At 64.6% G+C, this 17558-nt stretch carries 17 protein-coding genes; 7 read left to right on the top strand and 10 right to left on the bottom strand.

What is annotated here, in order from left to right; all coding sequences use genetic code 11:
• The 6 genes from ACRCSW_RS23930 to ACRCSW_RS23905 form a co-directional block, all read left to right on the top strand.
• A partial coding sequence (locus ACRCSW_RS23930; RefSeq protein WP_438708159.1) for a hypothetical protein occupies positions 1-228 on the top strand: 228 nt, incomplete at its 5' end.
• Between the two features lie 313 nt (positions 229-541).
• Positions 542-1744 carry a rhamnan synthesis F family protein gene (locus ACRCSW_RS23925; protein ID WP_438708158.1) on the top strand — a complete coding sequence of 401 codons (1203 nt, stop codon included), beginning with the start codon at positions 542-544 and terminating at the stop codon, positions 1742-1744.
• Positions 1745-2167: 423 nt separating this feature from the next.
• Positions 2168-2872, top strand: a complete 705-nt coding sequence (locus ACRCSW_RS23920) for an FkbM family methyltransferase (RefSeq protein ID WP_438708161.1) — start codon at positions 2168-2170, stop codon at positions 2870-2872.
• A complete protein-coding gene (gene neuC / locus ACRCSW_RS23915) occupies positions 2869-3990 on the top strand; it encodes a UDP-N-acetylglucosamine 2-epimerase (protein ID WP_438708157.1) in 1122 nt (373 codons plus the stop codon). The genes ACRCSW_RS23920 and neuC overlap by 4 nt, the downstream gene beginning before the upstream one ends.
• Entirely contained in the window at positions 3977-5224 is a 1248-nt protein-coding gene (locus ACRCSW_RS23910) for a 3-deoxy-D-manno-octulosonic acid transferase (protein WP_438708156.1), read from the top strand. The genes neuC and ACRCSW_RS23910 overlap by 14 nt, the downstream gene beginning before the upstream one ends.
• Positions 5221-6552 (top strand): 3-deoxy-D-manno-octulosonic acid transferase, encoded by a 1332-nt coding sequence (locus tag ACRCSW_RS23905; RefSeq protein WP_438708154.1) that lies wholly within the window; start codon positions 5221-5223, stop codon positions 6550-6552. The genes ACRCSW_RS23910 and ACRCSW_RS23905 overlap by 4 nt, the downstream gene beginning before the upstream one ends.
• 76 nt (positions 6553-6628) lie before the next feature.
• On the opposite strand, the gene ACRCSW_RS23900 is transcribed toward ACRCSW_RS23905, so the two are convergent.
• From ACRCSW_RS23900 to ACRCSW_RS23890, 3 genes are read right to left on the bottom strand one after another with little or no spacing between them, the layout of a single operon-like run.
• Positions 6629-7420: an SDR family NAD(P)-dependent oxidoreductase gene (locus tag ACRCSW_RS23900; protein ID WP_438708153.1), complete on the bottom strand. Its 792-nt coding sequence runs from the start codon at positions 7418-7420 to the stop codon at positions 6629-6631.
• On the bottom strand, positions 7413-8108 hold the full coding sequence (locus tag ACRCSW_RS23895; protein WP_438708152.1) for an acylneuraminate cytidylyltransferase family protein: 696 nt from the start codon (positions 8106-8108) through the stop codon (positions 7413-7415). The genes ACRCSW_RS23900 and ACRCSW_RS23895 overlap by 8 nt, the downstream gene beginning before the upstream one ends.
• Positions 8105-9055, bottom strand: a complete 951-nt coding sequence (locus tag ACRCSW_RS23890; protein WP_438708151.1) for a Gfo/Idh/MocA family protein — start codon at positions 9053-9055, stop codon at positions 8105-8107. Before ACRCSW_RS23890 ends, ACRCSW_RS23895 begins: the two co-directional genes overlap by 4 nt.
• A gap of 229 nt (positions 9056-9284) precedes the next feature.
• Between ACRCSW_RS23890 and ACRCSW_RS23885 the strand changes: the two genes are divergently transcribed.
• Complete coding sequence (locus ACRCSW_RS23885; RefSeq protein WP_438708150.1) at positions 9285-9602, top strand: hypothetical protein; 318 nt, start codon at positions 9285-9287, stop codon at positions 9600-9602.
• Between the two features lie 26 nt (positions 9603-9628).
• On the opposite strand, the gene ACRCSW_RS23880 is transcribed toward ACRCSW_RS23885, so the two are convergent.
• The 7 genes from ACRCSW_RS23880 to ACRCSW_RS23850 form a co-directional block, all read right to left on the bottom strand.
• On the bottom strand, positions 9629-11074 hold the full coding sequence (locus ACRCSW_RS23880; protein WP_438708149.1) for an amidase: 1446 nt from the start codon (positions 11072-11074) through the stop codon (positions 9629-9631).
• A gap of 68 nt (positions 11075-11142) precedes the next feature.
• Complete coding sequence (locus ACRCSW_RS23875; RefSeq protein ID WP_438708148.1) at positions 11143-12168, bottom strand: extracellular solute-binding protein; 1026 nt, start codon at positions 12166-12168, stop codon at positions 11143-11145.
• Positions 12169-12188: 20 nt separating this feature from the next.
• Entirely contained in the window at positions 12189-12995 is an 807-nt protein-coding gene (locus ACRCSW_RS23870) for an ABC transporter permease (protein ID WP_438708147.1), read from the bottom strand.
• A complete protein-coding gene (locus ACRCSW_RS23865; protein WP_438708160.1) occupies positions 12988-13896 on the bottom strand; it encodes an ABC transporter permease in 909 nt (302 codons plus the stop codon). The genes ACRCSW_RS23870 and ACRCSW_RS23865 overlap by 8 nt, the downstream gene beginning before the upstream one ends.
• A gap of 2 nt (positions 13897-13898) precedes the next feature.
• Positions 13899-14963, bottom strand: coding sequence for an ABC transporter ATP-binding protein (locus tag ACRCSW_RS23860; RefSeq protein WP_438708146.1), 1065 nt, complete (start codon positions 14961-14963; stop codon positions 13899-13901).
• A 77-nt stretch (positions 14964-15040) separates the two neighbouring features.
• On the bottom strand, positions 15041-16477 hold the full coding sequence (locus ACRCSW_RS23855; RefSeq protein ID WP_438708145.1) for an amidase: 1437 nt from the start codon (positions 16475-16477) through the stop codon (positions 15041-15043).
• Positions 16478-16562: 85 nt separating this feature from the next.
• On the bottom strand, positions 16563-17558 hold a 996-nt coding region (locus ACRCSW_RS23850; RefSeq protein ID WP_438708144.1), incomplete at its 5' end, for an ATP-binding protein.

Raw genomic sequence — 17558 nt, 5'->3', positions numbered from 1 at the left:
TGGAACTCCCAGTTCCCGATCGCGGGCCTGCGGCTCAGGGGGTTTCCGTTCGTCAAGAAAAGCCTGGAGCCCATCCATTCCGACTGGCGCGACCAGATTCTCCGCGCGGTCAGCGATGCCGCAATTGCCGCCCCTGATCCTGCAGTCATCGAAGAGATGTCAGAACGCCAGGGTCAGGGCGTGAAGCACACTCCACATTGGGTCGCGCGGGCGGCTTCGGGGCCTTAAGAAGCTGCTTCTTCGGGGCGTTTGACACACCGTTGTTGCAAATGCTGAGCAAGGTTTGCTCAGATAGGCGATTTTTTGCGCGACTCTTCAACCAAGACGGCAAAGTCGCGCTTTCGTCTGCCACTTAAGCTTGCGCTTACGGCCTGTGGTGCTAACTCGAAATTACAGGTCCAAACGGTCAGAGGTGGGTGATGCGCAGCATTTGCGTAACAGATAGCCATTTTCGATGCGGTCCCGTGTTGGCGTCCTCGCGCTCTGCAAAGCCCCTGACCGTCAAGAGAATCGTCAGTTCTCAAGTGAAAGGGGCGTAGAAATGCCGTTACCCCCAGCCTGGAAAGTTCAGCGTGAGCTGTTGCGCATCAAGCACAAGGTGCTGCCAAGCGTCGCGCGTGTCACTTATGAGCCCTACCGCAAGGTCGTCTATGATCTCACGGCAAGCGGCCAGCAGCAGGTCACGGACGGCGCGCTGCCGTTGACGGACCGCGTCGCCGTATTCGTGGTCTTCCAGCCCAAAGGCGTGGCCGCTTCGATATTTCTGACGCTGGACCACCTGAAAGAGAACGGATTTTCGGTTCTGGTTGTGTCCAACGGCACGCTGTCATCCAAGGATCGCGCGGCCCTGGCCCGGAACGCGGCCGTGGTGCTTGAGCGGCCGAATGTCGGCTATGATTTCGGCGGTTATCGCGACGGCATCCGGCATCTCTGGAGCCGCAATCAGGACATGTCGCGGCTGGTTCTTCTGAACGACAGCAGTTGGTTTCCGCTTCGGCGCGACGATGACAGCCTGGCGCGGATGGAGCAACTTGGCGCCGATGTCGCGGGCCACATCTACAAGATCGAGGATGAGAACGCCCGAAATCAGGATCACGTCGAATCCCATCTGCTGATGTTCTCGCCTGAGTTTCTGAATTCGCCCGAATTCAAGCGGTTCTGGTCGGACTACCGGATGTCCGATTACCGCACCACGACAATCGAGGTCGGCGAGAAGGGCCTGTCGCAGATGGCGATCCGCTGTGGTCGCACCGTCGCCACGCTCATGGACCGCGACTGGTTCCTCGACACGCTGCGCGGCATGGACGAACCGAAGCTTCGCGAAGTTCTGAACCACACGATTGACGGCTTCCCCGGCCGGCAAAAGGATGCCTCGGCGATCAGAAGCTCCGCCAGGAAGAATGCCCCCTGGCGCGATGATTATCTGGCGTGGATCGACGGGGCGCTGTCAAACTCGCGGACCTTCATGATCTCGGCGACGTTCGTCATGCCAGCGCTGGTCTATGGCGGCATGGGTTTTGCCAAGAAGGCGACGGACATCCGCTTTCACCTCGCCCGGATGAAGCTTCTTGAGCTTGAAGCAAGCGGCAAGATCCCCCCGATCGACCACGTCGTGCGGGCCGAGATCGCACGCTCGGTCGAGCGCTGGGTACCCCCCAAGGCCCCTTGGAGCACCTCTCCCCCCGAACAGGTGCGCCAGCAGGCCCCGGCTCGCAAGGAAACCGCCGCCGCGGCAGCCCGGTAGACGCAACGCCCGGCCCAGATGCTGTTTGGCAACTCGGGTCTCCGAGCCGCCTCCTTTTCTCAATCGTCAACCTGCGGACCTCCAAAGGCAGCAGCAATCGCCACGCGACGTCGGGGCAGTGGCTTCCCGCGATCCATGAGCCTTTGGCATGGCGCCGACCGGTATTTCAAAGCGCAGTGGTGTGCTGATCAAGGACGGTCGTCTACGGGCGGACGAGCAACAGCCAGGCCGCACGCTGAGGACTGCTCGTTCGGCACGTAGCGATGACCGTTTGCCTCAGACCCGCTCAGTCGGTATTCCGCATGTGGAAAAGCTTGCGGCGCCGCGCGAGGCAAAGAGGGACGTGAAGTAATGGCTCTACCCCCAATGTCGAAAATCCGGCGCGAGCTGTGGCGGGTTCGCGGACGGATTCGGGTGGCGCTGATGCGCTGGCGTGGAACGCAGACCACGATAAGATACCGGGGCCTTGACGTGCCGCTTCAGCGTACGGGCATGAACGACGAAGTGCTCATGTCGATCGCGCGCAATGGCTATGAGCAGCCGGAAATCGACGCGCTGCGCCACGCCGTCCGCCCCGGAGACCGCGTACTGGAACTGGGCTCAGGGCTTGGCATCGTCACCGCGCTTGCGGCCCGGGCAGCTGCCCCCAACGGACGCGTCTTGTCCTTCGAGGCCAATCCCGAAATGATACCAGCAACCCGCGAATTCCTCGCGGACCACCAGGTCACGAATGTCGAATTGCGCCACGCGGTTCTGGTACCACAGGCAAAGCCCGGAGAAACGCGCGACTTGTTTCTAGGCGGTTCTTTCAACTCGAGTTCGCTCCTGGGAGCCCCAGATCACACAGCGCGCGGGGTGGTTTCGGTCCCGGCAGAGCCGCTCAACGACGTCGTGGCCGACTTCCGCCCCGATGTCCTCATCTGCGATATCGAGGGCGCCGAGGCCGAACTCCTGCCCGCGCTTGATGCCCAGGGTCTTCGGGCGGCCGTGGTCGAGCTGCACCCCGACCGTTTGTCCGGCGATGAGATCGCTGCCATTCATGCCGCAATGGCCCGCCACGGCCTGCATCTCGACCCGACACCGCTTGGTGGAACGGTCGTCCTCTATTCACGGCTGCCGCCCTCGTGACCCGCCACCTCCTCTTCCTCACCGGCACCCGCGCCGATTTCGGCAAGCTCGAACCCCTTGCCGCCGCCGCCCGTGACGCGGGCCACACCGTGACCTTCTTCGTCACCGGCATGCACATGATGGACCGCTACGGCCTCACCCGGAACGAGGTCCGCCGCATGCCCGGCATCACGGTCCACGAATACGAAAACCAGCACGAGGGCGACCCGCAGGACCTGATCCTCGCCCGCACCGTCACCGGCTTCTCCGCTTTCGCCACCGCGCAAAAGCCCGACCTCATCCTCCTCCACGGCGACCGGATCGAGGCCCTGGCCGGTGCCCTCGTCGCCGCCACGAACTACATCCGCTCGGCCCATGTCGAGGGCGGCGAGGTCTCGGGCACGATCGATGAGGTCTTCCGCCACTGCAACACCAAGCTCTGCACCCATCACTTCGTCTCCTCCGACGCCGCCGCCCAGCGGGTCCGCGCGCTGGGTGAACCGCCCGGGACGATCCACACCATCGGCTCGCCCGAACTTGATTTCCACGCCCGACCGTCCGGCGTGACCCTCGACGAGGTCCGCACAAGATACGCCATCCCCTTCGCCGACTACGGCATCGTCACCTTCCACCCCGTGACCTCCGAGCAGGACACCATCGGCCAGCAGGCCGCCGACCTCTTCGGTGCCCTTGCCGCCAGTGGCCGCAACTTCGTGACCATCGCCCCGAACAACGACCCCGGCTCTCAGGCCATCTTCGAAACCCTTGAAAAGCTGCCCAAGGACCGCTTCCGCCTGCTCCCCTCGATGCGCTTCGCCCATTTCTCCGAGCTGATGAAGAACGCCGCCTGCATGGTCGGCAACTCCTCCGCCGGCGTCCGCGAAGCCCCGTTCCTCGGCCTGCCGTCCCTCGACATCGGCACAAGGCAATCGAACCGCTCCGACGCCCCCTCCGTCACGGCGTGTGAGGCCAACGAACGCCACACGATCCTCGACTTCCTCGCCACGCACTGGGGCCGCCAGGCGCTCTCGCATGAAGGCTTCGGCCAGGGCACCGCTGCCGAACGCTTCGTCGAGGTCCTCGCCCGCCCGGATTTCTGGACCCTCAGCCTGCAGAAGGCCTTCCGTGACATCGCCTAGGGGCCTCCAGCTCAGCGCCTACCTCGCGGCGACGCAGGCGATCCCGCTGATCGCGCCGTCGCTCCTGAAACGCCGCCTAGCGAAAGGGAAAGAACTCCCCGACCGCTGGCGCGAAAAGCTGGGGCAGGCCACCGAACCCCGCCCGCAAGGCCCCCTGATCTGGCTTCACGCCGTCGGCTTGGGCGAAGTCCTGGCACTCCGAGGCCTCATCGCCGCCATGGCCGCCCAGTCGCCGAAGGCCGAGTTCCTCGTCACCTCAACTACCCGAGGATCCGCCGAGGTCTTCACGGCGAACCTGCCGCCCAGAACCCGCCACCAGTTCCTCCCTCTCGACGCGCCCGGCTACCTTCGGCGCTTCCTTGACCACTGGCGGCCAGCCCTCTCGGTCTGGGCCGAGCAGGACCTCTGGCCCCGCGCCGTGGTCGAAACCGCCGCCCGCGGCATCCCCCTTGCCCTCGTCAACGCCAGGATGAACGCCGACGCCCACGCCCGCCGCAGCCGCTGGAAAGGCCTTTACGCCGACCTTTTCGCCCGCTTCGCTCTGATCACCGCACAAGACCCCGCAAGCACCCATCACCTGCAAGCCCTTGGCGCCAATAGCGTCCGGACAACCGGCTCGCTCAAAGCCGCCGCTCCGCCCCTCTCTGCCGATCCCAAAGCGCTCGCCGCCGCGCGCGAGGCGCTGGTCGGCCGCCAGCCCGTCCTCCTCGCCTCGTCCCACGCCGAAGACGAAGCCGTCACTCTCACTGCTCTGCGCACCACCCATCCCAGACCGCTCGTCCTCATCGCCCCCCGCGACCCCCACCGGGGCCCCGAAATCGCCACCCGCGCCGCCGAGCATGGCCTGACGACAACCCTGCGCAGTGCCGGGCAGGGGCCGACAGCCGACATCTGGATCGTCGACACGTTCGGCGAAATGGGCGTCTGGTATCGCCTCTGCCCCACGACGCTGATCGGTGGCACGTTCGGCCCGACCGAAGGCCACAACCCGTGGGAGCCCGCCGCCCTCGGCTCCGCAATCCTCCACGGTCCCCGCACCGCAAACTTTGCCGCCGACTTTGCCGCACTGCATGGGGCAGGGGCCGCGCTGCCCGTCACCCCCGAAGCGCTGTCTGCCGCCCTCACCGCCGACCACACCGCCATGGCGGCACGTGCCAAGGTACTGTCTGACGCCGCCCAAGGCTCGCTTGCGCCGCTGGCCGCCGAGCTTCTCGCCCTTGGGGGCCTTGCATGAGGCTCTGGCTCTTCCTCCGCCTCTGGTCGCTCCTCTGGCACCTGGGCCTGCCCGTGGTCCTGATCTACCTCTGGGGGCGCGGCCGGAAGGATGTGGTTTACCCCCGCTTTCTCGGCGAACGCTTCGGGCGGTACCGCCAGAGCATGTCGGGTTCGATCTGGGTCCATGCCGTCAGCCTTGGTGAGTTGCGCTCGGCCGTGCCCCTGATCCGCGCGCTTCTCGACCGGGGTGAGACGGTCGTCACCACCCATTTCACCCCCGCCGGTCGGCGCGAGGCGGTACGGGTTTTTGCATCAGACATCGCCGCTGGGCGGATGGCCGACGTCTGGGTTCCTTTCGAGACGTCGTGGGCTTACCGCGGTTTCTTCCGCGCTTTCCGGCCCAAGGCGGGCCTCGTGATGGAAATCGAGATCTGGCCCCGGATGATCTTTGCCGCAAAGAAAGCGGGCATCTCGCTCTTCATGTGCAATGCTCAATATCCAACAAAATCAATGGAAAGAGACGCGAAGCTCAGGCTCCGTCATAACTTGATGCAGGGCTATGCCGGGGCTTTCGTGAAGTCCGACCTGCAGGCGCAGCGCTTCGCTTCGGTCGGTGTTAAGAACATCACCGTGACCGGAGAGCTGCGCTTCGACCAGCCGATCCCGCCGCACCTCGTGGCCGCCGCCGAAGCCCTCCGCTCCACGCTCGCAGGCGACCGCCCGGTCATCACCTTCGCGTCCACCGTGGAAGGCGAGGACGACCTGTACCTCGATGCCATCGCCTCCGCCCTTCGCCACCCCTCACGCCCCTTCATGGTCTACGTCCCGCGCAAACCCGAACGGTTCGACGAAGTCGCCGCCATGCTTGCAAATCGCGGCCTCAATGCCCTGCGCCGCAGCCAGGCGCTTGACGCAACCTTCGGTGCCAAGACCCTCCCCTCTCCCCACCGGGGGGGAGGGGCCGGGGGAGGGGGGCAGCAACAGGCACCGACCCCCGACATCCTCCTCGGCGACTCCTTGGGCGAGATGTACTTCTACATCGCCCTATCCGACCGCGTGGTCACCGGTGGCGGTTTCACCCCGCACGGCGCCCACAACATCATCGAACCCCTGGCCCTCAAGCGCCCGGTCATCGTCGGCCCCGAAATCCACACCATCGAATACCCCGCGACCGAGGCCATTGCGGCTGGCGTCTGCCTCCGTGTCGAAACGCCCGAGGCGCTGACCAAGGCGCTGACCGACTGGCAGGGACCGGGACCGGAGATGATCGAAGCCTTCTTCGCCGCCCACTCAGGTGCCACGCAGAAGACCCTTGCCGCCCTGGACGCCGCGTTGCGACAAAAGTAAAGGGCGCGTAAATGGGTGCCAGCAAGCTTTTGATTTCATTGGTCAGAAGAATTTGGGCACTGTGCCCAACACTCCCTCACCACCCGCTGAAACCCCCATCCACATTGACCATCTGCCCGGTCATGTACCCGGCCTGAGTCGAGGCCAGAAACAGCATCGCATCCGCAATCTCGTCCGGCTTCGCCATCCGGTCCAGCATGATCAGCTCCCCCACCCGCCGCTGAAACTCCTCAGAGTGCCCATTGAACACCGCCCCCGGCGCGATCGTATTCACCGTCGCCCCCCGCGGCGCCCAGTAGCCGGCCAGCCACACCGTCAGCCCATGGATCCCCGCCTTCGTCACCCCATAGGCCGAGAAGTTCTTGAACGGCATCCCCTCATAAATCCGATGATGCGCCCCGTTGAGCGCATACATCGAAGCGACGTTGATCAACGTGCAAGGCCATTTCCCGACGATATCCCGATCCATCTGCCGCGCCACCATGAACGGCCCCGTCAGGTTCGTCCGCATCGTCTTTTCCCAATCGCTGACCTTGAGGTCCGCAAAGTCCGGAAACGGCTGCCCCGCCCCCATCAAAAGCTCCCCCGTGATGGCCGCGTTGTTCAGCACCACATTAGGCTCCCACCCATCCTTCAGGATGCGCTGGAATATCTCGGTGACCTCATCCTCCTGGGCCACATCCAACGGATAGAACCGAAACTCCGGGTTCCCCCCATGCGCCTCGACCAGCGCGTCGGCACGGCTCCCCGGCAGGTCCGAGGCAATCACCCGCGCGCCCTCGGCCAGCATCCTGCGGACGTAGGTGGAGCCCAGAACGCCCCCCGACCCGGTGATGAACACCGTGCGGCCTTTGAGTTGGTCAGCCATTCCGGGCCTCCTCCATAAGAAATTCGACAAGGCGGAAGTCAAAGGGTGTGTCGATATCCACGCACCGCTCGGGCGGCATGAGGTAGGGGATCACGCGCCCCTCCCACAGCCCCTTCGATCGTTTCAGATAGGCGGGATCAACAACATAGGTCGAGGCCGCATGCTCATAAACCACCGGCGCCTGCTGCCGCGCCACCACGCCGCCGGGCAGCGGCTTCGAGACATGGAGCGCCCCAGTCGCATCAGGTTCCACCAGGTTGAAGTACGGGTTCTTCCGCGCCTCGCAGCAGCTCATCACCATATCGGGCCGTTCCGCCGCAAACAGTTTCAGCGCTGCAGTGATATCCTCCGGCAGCCGCAACGGAGAGGTGCAGTCGAGATCAAGGAAGGCATCGACCGGGCCGACCAGTGCTTCGGACGCCTCCAGCGCATGCTGCCAGACCCCCCACTTCCCCGCCGTATCGGTCGCCAGATGCGCCGGGCGGAGGCCGATCTTCAGCGCACCCTTCGCGACCGCATGATCGTAGATTTCCTCGTCATCCGTCGAGACCACCACCGCATCAACCATCGGATGCCCCAGCAGCTGATCCAGCGACCAGTCGATCAGCGGCTTGCCCTGGATCATCCGGAAGTTCTTGCCCACAACACCTTTCGAGCCCTTCCGGGCCCCGATATGACCCAGGATCATGGGATCTCCTTCACAATTTCGCCAACAAATGTCCGCGCAGCCCAAGCTTCGGCCGCAAGGCGGGCCGAGGGAAGGCAGAGGTCCAGACGCGGCATCAGCGGGTTCCCGGATGTCGACTGGCCCGAGACCAGAGCCAGAAAGTCCCGCATCGCGTCGAGGAACATGGCGTTGCGTTCCAGCGGCAGGTCAAGCGTCCGAACCCCGGACGGCTCGGTCACCTGGTAGACCTGAGATGCGAAGTCGAAGTCGTGCATCCGTTCGTGCCCGCGCAGGACGGACCGGCGGTGCAGCTGCGGCGTGAGGTAGTCCATCGACACATCGCCCACGACGCCCCCCCACCGAAGCGAGACGCGGCTGGCGAAATCCACGCCGGGGAAGGCCGGGTGACCCAGGCTTTCGACCCGTGTCACCTCAAGCCCCGGGAAGAGGCAGGCCGCAAGGTCCAACTCATGGCAAAGGTCCAGCAGCACCCCTCCACCTTCCGCCTTCGCCGCATAGCTTTCCGAAAACCGCCAGTTCGCGCGCCACTGCGTCACGTCATGCCCGATGGTCAGGGCAAACTGGAAGACATCCGACAAGTCCGCAGTCGCCAAGACCTGCACTGCCGGATGATAACGCATCATGTAGCCCAGCATCGAGCGATCGGCGATTGGCTTTGCCACCTCAGTGACTGCCGCAAGTTCGGCTGGACGGAAGGCCAGCGGCTTTTCCACATAGACCGGTACGCCCGCCGCCCCGCAGACCGCGATCAAGGGCAGGCGGATGTCGGTCGCCGTGGCGATGACAACCGCATCGACACCTGCCTTCAGCCGCGCAGCCAAAAGATCAACCGAGTATTCGCGCCAGCCGATCAGCTCGGCCCTCGCGCCAAGCTCGGTCAGGTTAGCGTGGTGGCGTCGCCCGATCGAGCCCGCACCCACCACCAGAACATGCCGACTTTCCGCCATTCCGCCCCCGTATTCTTGCGACCGTTAGCGCGGATATGCCGAGAATGCCAGTGGGGCGAGGGCGCAGAGGTATCCCCACTTTCTCTGTGTGCCTGGCATGTTAAGGTTACGCTGCTTTGGAGACAGCTGAGGCAGCGGTTTCCTGTTGGTTCGGCCAAGGGCACGTTTCGGCCTGTCGCGGCGGGCGTTGGGCGACACCAACGCGCCGGTCTGGCCAGGGAGACATGATATGACGATCCGCCTTGCTCTGCTTGCAATTCTTGCCGCTGGGCCCGCTTTCGCGCAGGTAAGCCCGGCCTTGAAAACCTATCACTGCGAAGAACCTGGCAATCCGGGGTATTCCTACTTGATCGAATTTGATGCCGGGACCGTCTATAAACTCACAGAACCAAGTGGAAGCAGTGAAGGCATTTGGGCGGTCGGCCCAGACGGCTCCATCACCTTTACGGGTGGCGGGCTGGATGAGGCCACGGCAACCTTCGAGTTGGACACCCTGGTCATTCCTACGCTGGACGCGGATGTCATCTTCGTCTGCACCGCCACATAGTCATGCGAAGGCGTGTCTGTAGCAGCCTAAGAGACGGAGGGGCTTTGCACATGGTGCGCAGCGGGTTTGGGCGGGCGGCGCTGCGGCCATTCGGTCGCGCGGTGATAGGCCTGTCCAGTCGCCAGCACCCCGGCGTCGTCCCCCGACCTGCCGATGATCTGCATGCCCGACGGTAGGCCCTCGGGCGAAAACCCCACGGGGACCGACAGCGCAGGCAGGCCGATCAGGCTTGCGGGCACCACGACATCCATCCAGCGGTGGTAGGTGTCCATCTTGCGGCCCGCGATCTCCTCCGGCCAGCGCCAGTCGGCCGGGAAGGGCCAGACCTGGGCCGAGGGCAGCACCACCGCGTCAAAGCGCTGGAAGAGCCGCGCCGCATGGGCGTGCCAGCGGCTGCGGATGACGCTTGCCTCGTAGACCTCCTCAGCCGAAAGCCCCAGACCCTGCTCGATCTCCCAGATTGTCTCGGGCTTGGTCAGCGCGCGTTTTGCGGGGTCCTCGACCAGCGCTCGCTTGCCACCGGCGTTCAGCATGGCGCGCAGCGTGACCCATGCCCGCCAAAGCTGTTCCGCCGGAAAGGGCGGGGGCAGGGGTTCGACGATTGCACCAAGCTCCTCCAGCACCCTGAGGCCCGCCTCGCAGGCCTCCAGTATCCCCGGCTCCATCGGATAGGCCCCGCCCCAGTCCGCCAGCCAGCCGATCTTGAGGCCTTTCAACCCGCGGTCGAGGCCCGACAGCACATCCGGCACTGCGCGGGGAAACGGCACTTCGGGGTTCTCGCCCGCCTGCACAAGCAAAAGCCGCGCGACGTCCTCGACCGTTCGGCCCATCGGCCCCTCCGTCGAGAGCGTCGAAAAGTAAGTGTCTCCCTCGGCATCCTGCGGCACTAGACCCCACGAAGGCCGGAAGCCATAAACATTGCAGAACCCCGCCGGATTGCGGAGCGAGCCCATCATGTCCGACCCGTCCGCCACCCAAAGCATCCGCGCCGCCAGCCCGGCCGCCGCCCCGCCCGAAGAACCCCCGGCCGAGCGCCCAAGATCATAAGGGTTCCGCGTCACTCCGAAAATCGGGTTGAAGCTGTGCGACCCCTGGCCCCATTCCGGCACGTTGGTCTTGCCCGTGATGATCGCCCCCGCCGCCCGCATCCGGGCAGCGAGGATGTCGTCGGCCACCGGCACATAATCCTTCCAGATCGGAGAGCCCCAGGTCGTCCGAAGCCCCTTCGTCGCCACCAGATCCTTGACCGCAAAGGGAATTCCATGCAGCCAGCCTTTGGGCTCCGCATCATCCAGCGCTCGTGCCTCAGCCATCAACGCATCCGGATCGCGCAGCGAAATGATCGCGTTCACGGAACCGTTCACCGCAGCGACCTGCGCCAACCAGCCCGCCATCACCTCCGACGGTGCGACCTTCCGCGCATGGATCGCGCGCGACAGCTCGGAGGCCGACCACTCAAGTATGGCTTTCATCTTTGCGCAAGTATCCCACGGGGGTCCGGGGGTGCGAAACCCCCGGAGGTCGGGTCAGGCACCACCGCTTACTTCTGCAACTCGGTCCAGATCGCGGTGATGTATTCCTGTGCCTTGCCGGTGCAGGTCGACATGAACACGCCCTTGTCCTTCAATTCCGCCGGGATCACGATTTCCGGGGCATCCTTCATGTCTGCCGGCATGAAGGCGTCCGACCCCGCAATCCCGTTCGCATAGCGCGCAAAGGCCGAGATCATCGCGGCATTCTCCGGCACGGCGATGAAGTCGAGGAACTTGTACGCCTCCTCGACGTTCTGCGCGTCCTTCAGAAGCATCACCTGATCCATCCACAGGATGAAGCCCTCCTTCGGATAGCCGTACTTCACATCCGGGTTCTCCAGCCGCGCCCGGAAGATCGCCCCGTTCCAGTAAAGCGAGGCCATGACGTCGTTCGCCGCCATCTTCTCGGTCATGCCATAGTCCATCGACTGCCACTTGGGCTTGGCTTCCAGAAGCTTGTCGCGGACCTTCTTCATCAGTTCGGCATCTTCCGAACAGGGCTGACCGCCCATGTACATGGTCGCCAGCGCCAGTACGTCGTTCATCTCGGGCGTCACGTTGACCTTGCCGACGAGCTCCGGCGGTGGGTCGAGGAAGATCGCCGAGGTGTTGATGTCACCGGAATAGACGGACTGGTTCACCGCCATGCCGGTCGTCCCCCACTGCCACGGGATCGAGTACTTCCGGCCCGGATCGTAATCCACGTTCATCCATTCCGCCGCGATGTTCTTGTGGTTCGGGATCTTCGACAGGTCCAGCTCGGTGACCAGCCCCTTCTCCACCCAGATCGGCACATAGTTGGCCGATGGCACGACGAGGTCGAACCCATGCCCACCCGCCTCGATCTTGGCGAGCGCGGTGTCGTTTGAATCGTAGTCGGTCACCGTGACCTTGATGCCGGTCTCGGCTTCGAACTTCGCAAGCAGTTCGGGGCTGGTGTAGTTCCCCCAGTTGAAAAGCTGCAGCTCCCCTTCGGCCATCGCAAGCGAGGTGGTGGCGAGAAGCATTGCCAAGGCGGCGATTGGTTGTCTCATGTTCAGTCTCCCGGTTGGTGTCATTGGTCTTTTTTTCTGGTGAGCAAGAAGAATGCGGTCAGAAGCAGGACCGTCAGCAGCAGAAGCCCGCTCGAGATCGCGTTGATTTCGGGCGTCAGCTGGCGGCGGAGCTGTCCCAGCATGTAAGTGGGCAGGGTATCCTGTCCACCGGATTTGACGAACTCGGTGATGACCACATCGTCCAGGCTGATGACGAAGGCGAGCATCGCACCCGCGACGATGCCGGGGGCCATCAGGGGCAGGGTGACCCGCCGGAAGGTTCTCCATGGAGTGGCGTACAGGTCGGCCGCGGCGGTCTCCAGCGTCAGGTCCATCCCCTCCAGCCGCGCCCGGATCGGGAGGTACGCGAAGGGAATGCAGAAGGCCGAGTGGGCAATGATAAGGTAGCCAAGGCCTTGAATGCCGGTGGTGACCTTGATCCAGGCGAAGAAGATCAAAAGCGCCACCGCGGTCACGATCTCGGGCACCATCAGCGGCTGGTTGATCATCACGTAAATGAAGGTCTGGCCCTTGAACGCCTTCCTTCGCGTGGTCCCAAGCGCCGCCGCCGTGGCCGCAACGGTTGCGATCAGTGCGGCCGAGGTCGCGATGACGAGCGAGCGGAACGTTGCCTCCTTCACCGCCTCGTTGGCCCAGGCTTTGGCATACCAGTCGAGCGAGAAGCCCTGCCAGACGGCGACCGAGGCGCCCTTGTTGAAGGAATAGATGACCAGAACGATCAGCGGCAGGTAGAGCGCCAGGAAGACGCCGATGGCGGTTGCGGTGAAACCGGGCAGGCGGTCGACGGCGAAGCTGCGCTTAGTCATGGCGCACCTCGCGGTTTACTGCCCGGACATAGAACAGAAGCGCGGTTGCCACGATGACCAGCAGGATGACGGATAGCGCCGCACCCAGGGGCCAGTTCCTGCCCTGGCCGAACTGCAGCTCGATGAAATTGCCGATCATCATGTTCTTGCCGCCCCCCAGGACCCTCGGCGTCACATAGGCGCCAAGCGAGGGGATGAAGACCAGGATCGACCCCGCGACGATGCCGGGTTTCACCACCGGCACGATGATCCGGGTCAGCGCCCGCCAGCGGCTGGCGTAAAGGTCATAGGCCGCCTCCAGAAGCCGCATGTCGAACCGGTCGATGGCGGCGAAAAGCGGCAGGACCATAAGCGGCAGATAGACATAGGTCATGCCGATCAGCACGGCCGTATCGGTGTAGAAGATCTGGATGGGCGTCTCGATGAGGCCAAGGCCGATCAGGGCTGTGTTCAGAACCCCTTCGTTCCGGATGATTTCGGCAATCGCGAAGGTGCGGATCAGAAGGTTGGTCCAGAACGGGATCGTGATCAGGAACAGCCACAGCGCCCTCGCCTTCGGCTGCCGTGTAGCGATGAACCAGGCGGTCGGGAAGCCCACGGCAAGCGTCAGGACCGTGGTCAGCAGCGACAGCTTCACCGACCGCCAGAAGATCGTCACATGCGCATCGGCAAGCTTCAGCGTCTCGTCAAACACATCGCGGGTGAAGACGGTGCCGACCCAGCCGTCGGTCGAGAACTCCCATTCCACGTTGCCGTATTCGCCCGACTTCAGGAACGAATAGACCAGCATGATGAAAAGGGGCCCGACCGCCGCAAAGGCCAGGATCGCCAGGGCCGGCAGCGACAGCAGCCAGCCGCTCCGGGCCGAGGTCCTGACTGCCCTTTCCTCGGCGGGGCTCATCATCAGTCCTCCACCATCTGCACCGCGCCTTCGGCAAAGCGCACGCCAACCGTCTGGTCCTCAGTCAACCCCGCCTCGCCGGAGGCCGGGCTTTGCAGTCGGGCGACGATTTCGGTCCCGTCCGCCAGCGCCAGATGGCAATGCGTATCGGTGCCGAAGTAGATCAGCGTCTTCACCTTCGCCTGCAGCCCGCCGTCTTTCGGTGCGCCCAGCCGCAGCTGCTCAAGCCGCACGCTGACCGTTGCCGTGCCACCTGCCCTAAGGCCCGGCACGTCGATCCGCTCGCCGGTTGCTAGCCGCAGGGTGCTGTCCTCGGCAACGCCGGTCAGGAAATTCGTCTCGCCGATGAAGCTCGCGACAAAGCGGTTCTTCGGGTGGATGTAGATTTCCTTGGCGCTGCCCACCTGCTGGATCTTGCCCGCGCTCATCACAGCGATGCGGTCGGACATGGTCAGGGCTTCCTCCTGATCATGGGTCACGAAGACAAAGGTGATCCCGGTTTCCAGCTGCAACCGTTTCAGCTCGATCTGCATTTCCTTCCGCAGCTTCAGGTCCAGCGCCGACAGCGGCTCGTCCAAGAGCAGCACCTTCGGCTGCGGGGCCAGCGCGCGGGCCAGGGCAACCCGCTGCTGCTGCCCGCCCGAAAGCTGGCTAGTCTTCCGGCCCGCCATCGCCTCAAGCTTCACCAAGGCCAGCATCTTCGCCGTCCGTGCCTTCACTTCCGCAGCCGGTTTCCCCAGCATCTCCAACCCGAAAGACACGTTCTGCGCGACCGTCAGATGCGGGAAAAGCGCGTAGCTTTGGAACACCGTGTTCACCGGTCGCCTGTTCGGCGGCAGGGTGGTGATGTCCTTCCCGTCCAGAAGGATCGTGCCACCGGATGGCATCTCGAACCCGGCGATCAGCCGCAGAAGCGTGGTCTTGCCGCAGCCCGAGGGGCCAAGCAGCGTGAAGAACTCTCCCCGCCGGATGTCGACCGATACGTCGTCCAGCGCCCTGACCGAAGCCGAGCCTTGCCCGAAAGCCTTCACCACGTTCCGGGCAGAGATCGTTACATCATCGGCCACGGACACACCCCCTGTCCCCCGGTCTTTTGATCATACTGTTCGGAAAAATATTTTCCCGACAAGCGATTCCTTTCGCCTTAACCGGCCAGCCCGGCCCTTTTGCCCGCCCAGGGTGCGGCACGCTCAATCTCTGCGCACAAGCTGATCAGAAGCTCATCTTCCCCGAACGCCGCCGCCAGATGCACCCCGATCGGCAGCCCGCCCGTCGACCAGCCAAGCGGCACCGAGGCCGCAGGCTGGCCGCTTGCGTTGAAGATCGCGCAGAAGGGGGAATAGGCGAAAATCCCTTCCGGGCCAGTGCGATAAGCCAGATAGTCCTCGGTCGCATGACTGAACCTGCCGACCCTGGCCGGGGGTTCGGCGAGCGTTCCCGTCAACAACACATCCGGCCCCGCATCGAAGAACCGCGCCATCTGGCGGCCGAAGGCATGGATCTCGCCCACCGCCTCCAGATAGCGCGTGGGATGGAGCGTCTGCGCATAGGCCCAAGCCCCGCGACCTACGCCCTCCACCTCATCCTCGCGCGGCGGGCGGTCGCCGATCTTGGCGCGGATAGACAGCGCCGTCCCCACGCCCACGATATCCGTCCAGGCCCGCATCATCATCGGCACATCGGCCTTGGGCCGCGCGGGTTCGACGTGATGTCCCAGGCTTTCCAGAACCCGCCCCGCCGCCCGCACTGCCTCGGCCACCTCCGGGTGGATCGGCTCCCCCGTCAGCGTCGTCTCGCAAATCCCGATCCGCAGCCGCCGGGGCGGGCGCGAGATTGCCGCCGAATGGCCCTCGCCCAAAGGTGGAGCCCAGTAGGGCGCCCCAAGGTCCGCGCCTTCGCAGGCGTCAAGCATCACCGCCGTATCCCGCACCGACCGGGTGAGGAACCCGTCGATCGCCATCCCCGCCCAGCCTTCGCCGACGTAAGGCCCGTCCGGCAGCCGCGCCCGCGTGGGCTTGAACCCGAAAAGCCCGCAGGACGAGGCCGGTATCCTCACCGACCCCCCGCCGTCCGAGCCATGCGCAAAGGCCACGATCCCCGCCGCCACCGCCGCCCCCGCGCCACCAGACGAACCCCCGGACGTGTGATCAAGGTTCCACGGGTTCCGTGTCGGCCCGCCGTAAACCGCCGCTTCCGTCGCCGCCCCGATCCCGCCTTCGGGGCTGGTCGTCCGCCCAAAAGTCACCACCCCCGTCGCCCTGATCCGCGCAAAGATACTGGAATCGCCGGAATAAACCGTATTCGCCAGCAGCCGCGAGCCGTTGTGCGACGGGAAATCCTTCGCCTCGATCCCAAGGTCCTTGATCAAAAACGGCACCCCCCGGAACGGCCCACGCGGCAGGCCCTCCCGGATCGACTGGCGCGCCACGCCCTCTTGCACCAGCACCACGGCGTTCAGCGCCGGATTGCGCGCCTCGACGGCTGCGAGCGCGGCATCCAGAAGCTCATCGGCCGTCACGTCGCCGCGCGCCACCATCGCCGCAAGTTCGGTTGCGTCGGCTGCACCAAGATCTCCGATCATGTGGCTCCCCAGATGATTTCCCTCAAGCCTGATAACTTGCCCCTATGGCGTCATGTCCGCCACCGACATGCCCTGCCGCTATCGGTCAGCGCCGTGCCAGGACCGAAGACAGCACCTCCCGCAGGGTCTCGGGCAGGATCGGTTTCGGCAGGAAGCCGTCGAAGGGATCGACCTCGCGCGGTTCGCGGCGGGCGGTCAGGACGTCTGCAGTCATCGCAACGACGGGAACCCGATCTCCCGGCAGCGTCCGGATGCGGCGCAGTGTTTCGTGGCCGTCCATGCCGGGCATCATCATGTCCAGAAGGACAAGGTCGATGTCGTCCCGCGCCAGCCGTTCCAGCGCCTCGGCACCGCTTGCCGCTTCAACAACCTGCACGCCGTTTGCCAGCAGAAGCTGGGTCGCCACCAGCCGGTTGGTCGCGATATCATCGACGACCAGGACGGTCCGACCCGCGATGTCCGAGGCTTCCCGCTTCGGCACGGTTTCTTTGGTCTCCGGCGCGGGAACCGTAAGCCGGAACGTCGTACCCTGGGCCATGGGCTCCAGCACCAGATCACCCGACATCTGCTGCGCCAGTGCCCGGCTGATCGCAAGGCCAAGCCCGACGCCGGGTGTATCAACCGAACCGCGGAAGAATGGCTCGAACATCCGCTCGCGCAGCGGCTCGGGAATGCCCGGCCCCTCGTCGATGATGTCGACCACCAGGTTCGGTTCGGAATACCCGACCAAGGTCGTCACCGGCCCGGTATGGACATGTTTCAGCGCGTTTCCGATCAGGTTCGCCAGGCACTGCCGCAGGCGCTGGCTGTCCACCATCAGGACATCGGGAACATTCCGCATAACCGTCAGCCGCAGATCGCGGCCTTGCGAGCGGGCCTGTGTCTCGAACATGAAGATCAGGGCCGACAATTCGGCCCGCACCGAAGCGGGGCGCGGCGAGATCGACACCCGGCCTTCGGTCAGGGCCGAGTAGTCCAGCGCATCGTCCAGCATCACCGCCAGATCGCGCGCCGAGGTGACAATGGTCTTCAGCCTTTGCCGCGACTGACCCTGGGCGGTCGCGGTCTCGATCTCGCCCAG

Source organism: Tabrizicola sp. (assembly GCF_051645465.1).
Classification (GTDB): domain Bacteria; phylum Pseudomonadota; class Alphaproteobacteria; order Rhodobacterales; family Rhodobacteraceae; genus Tabrizicola.
Note: the sequence above shows the minus strand (reverse complement) of the source record. Positions and strands in the feature narration are given on the sequence as shown.

Coding starts and splice junctions, on each gene's coding strand:
- ACRCSW_RS23925 (WP_438708158.1), top strand. CDS start 542: ATGCCGTTACCCCCAGCCTGGAAAGTTCAGCGTGAGCTGTTGCGCATC.
- ACRCSW_RS23920 (WP_438708161.1), top strand. CDS start 2,168: ATGCGCTGGCGTGGAACGCAGACCACGATAAGATACCGGGGCCTTGAC.
- ACRCSW_RS23905 (WP_438708154.1), top strand. CDS start 5,221: ATGAGGCTCTGGCTCTTCCTCCGCCTCTGGTCGCTCCTCTGGCACCTG.
- ACRCSW_RS23900 (WP_438708153.1), bottom strand. CDS start 7,420: ATGGCTGACCAACTCAAAGGCCGCACGGTGTTCATCACCGGGTCGGGG.
- ACRCSW_RS23895 (WP_438708152.1), bottom strand. CDS start 8,108: ATGATCCTGGGTCATATCGGGGCCCGGAAGGGCTCGAAAGGTGTTGTG.
- ACRCSW_RS23890 (WP_438708151.1), bottom strand. CDS start 9,055: ATGGCGGAAAGTCGGCATGTTCTGGTGGTGGGTGCGGGCTCGATCGGG.
- ACRCSW_RS23885 (WP_438708150.1), top strand. CDS start 9,285: ATGACGATCCGCCTTGCTCTGCTTGCAATTCTTGCCGCTGGGCCCGCT.
- ACRCSW_RS23880 (WP_438708149.1), bottom strand. CDS start 11,074: ATGAAAGCCATACTTGAGTGGTCGGCCTCCGAGCTGTCGCGCGCGATC.
- ACRCSW_RS23875 (WP_438708148.1), bottom strand. CDS start 12,168: ATGAGACAACCAATCGCCGCCTTGGCAATGCTTCTCGCCACCACCTCG.
- ACRCSW_RS23870 (WP_438708147.1), bottom strand. CDS start 12,995: ATGACTAAGCGCAGCTTCGCCGTCGACCGCCTGCCCGGTTTCACCGCA.
- ACRCSW_RS23865 (WP_438708160.1), bottom strand. CDS start 13,896: ATGAGCCCCGCCGAGGAAAGGGCAGTCAGGACCTCGGCCCGGAGCGGC.
- ACRCSW_RS23855 (WP_438708145.1), bottom strand. CDS start 16,477: ATGATCGGAGATCTTGGTGCAGCCGACGCAACCGAACTTGCGGCGATG.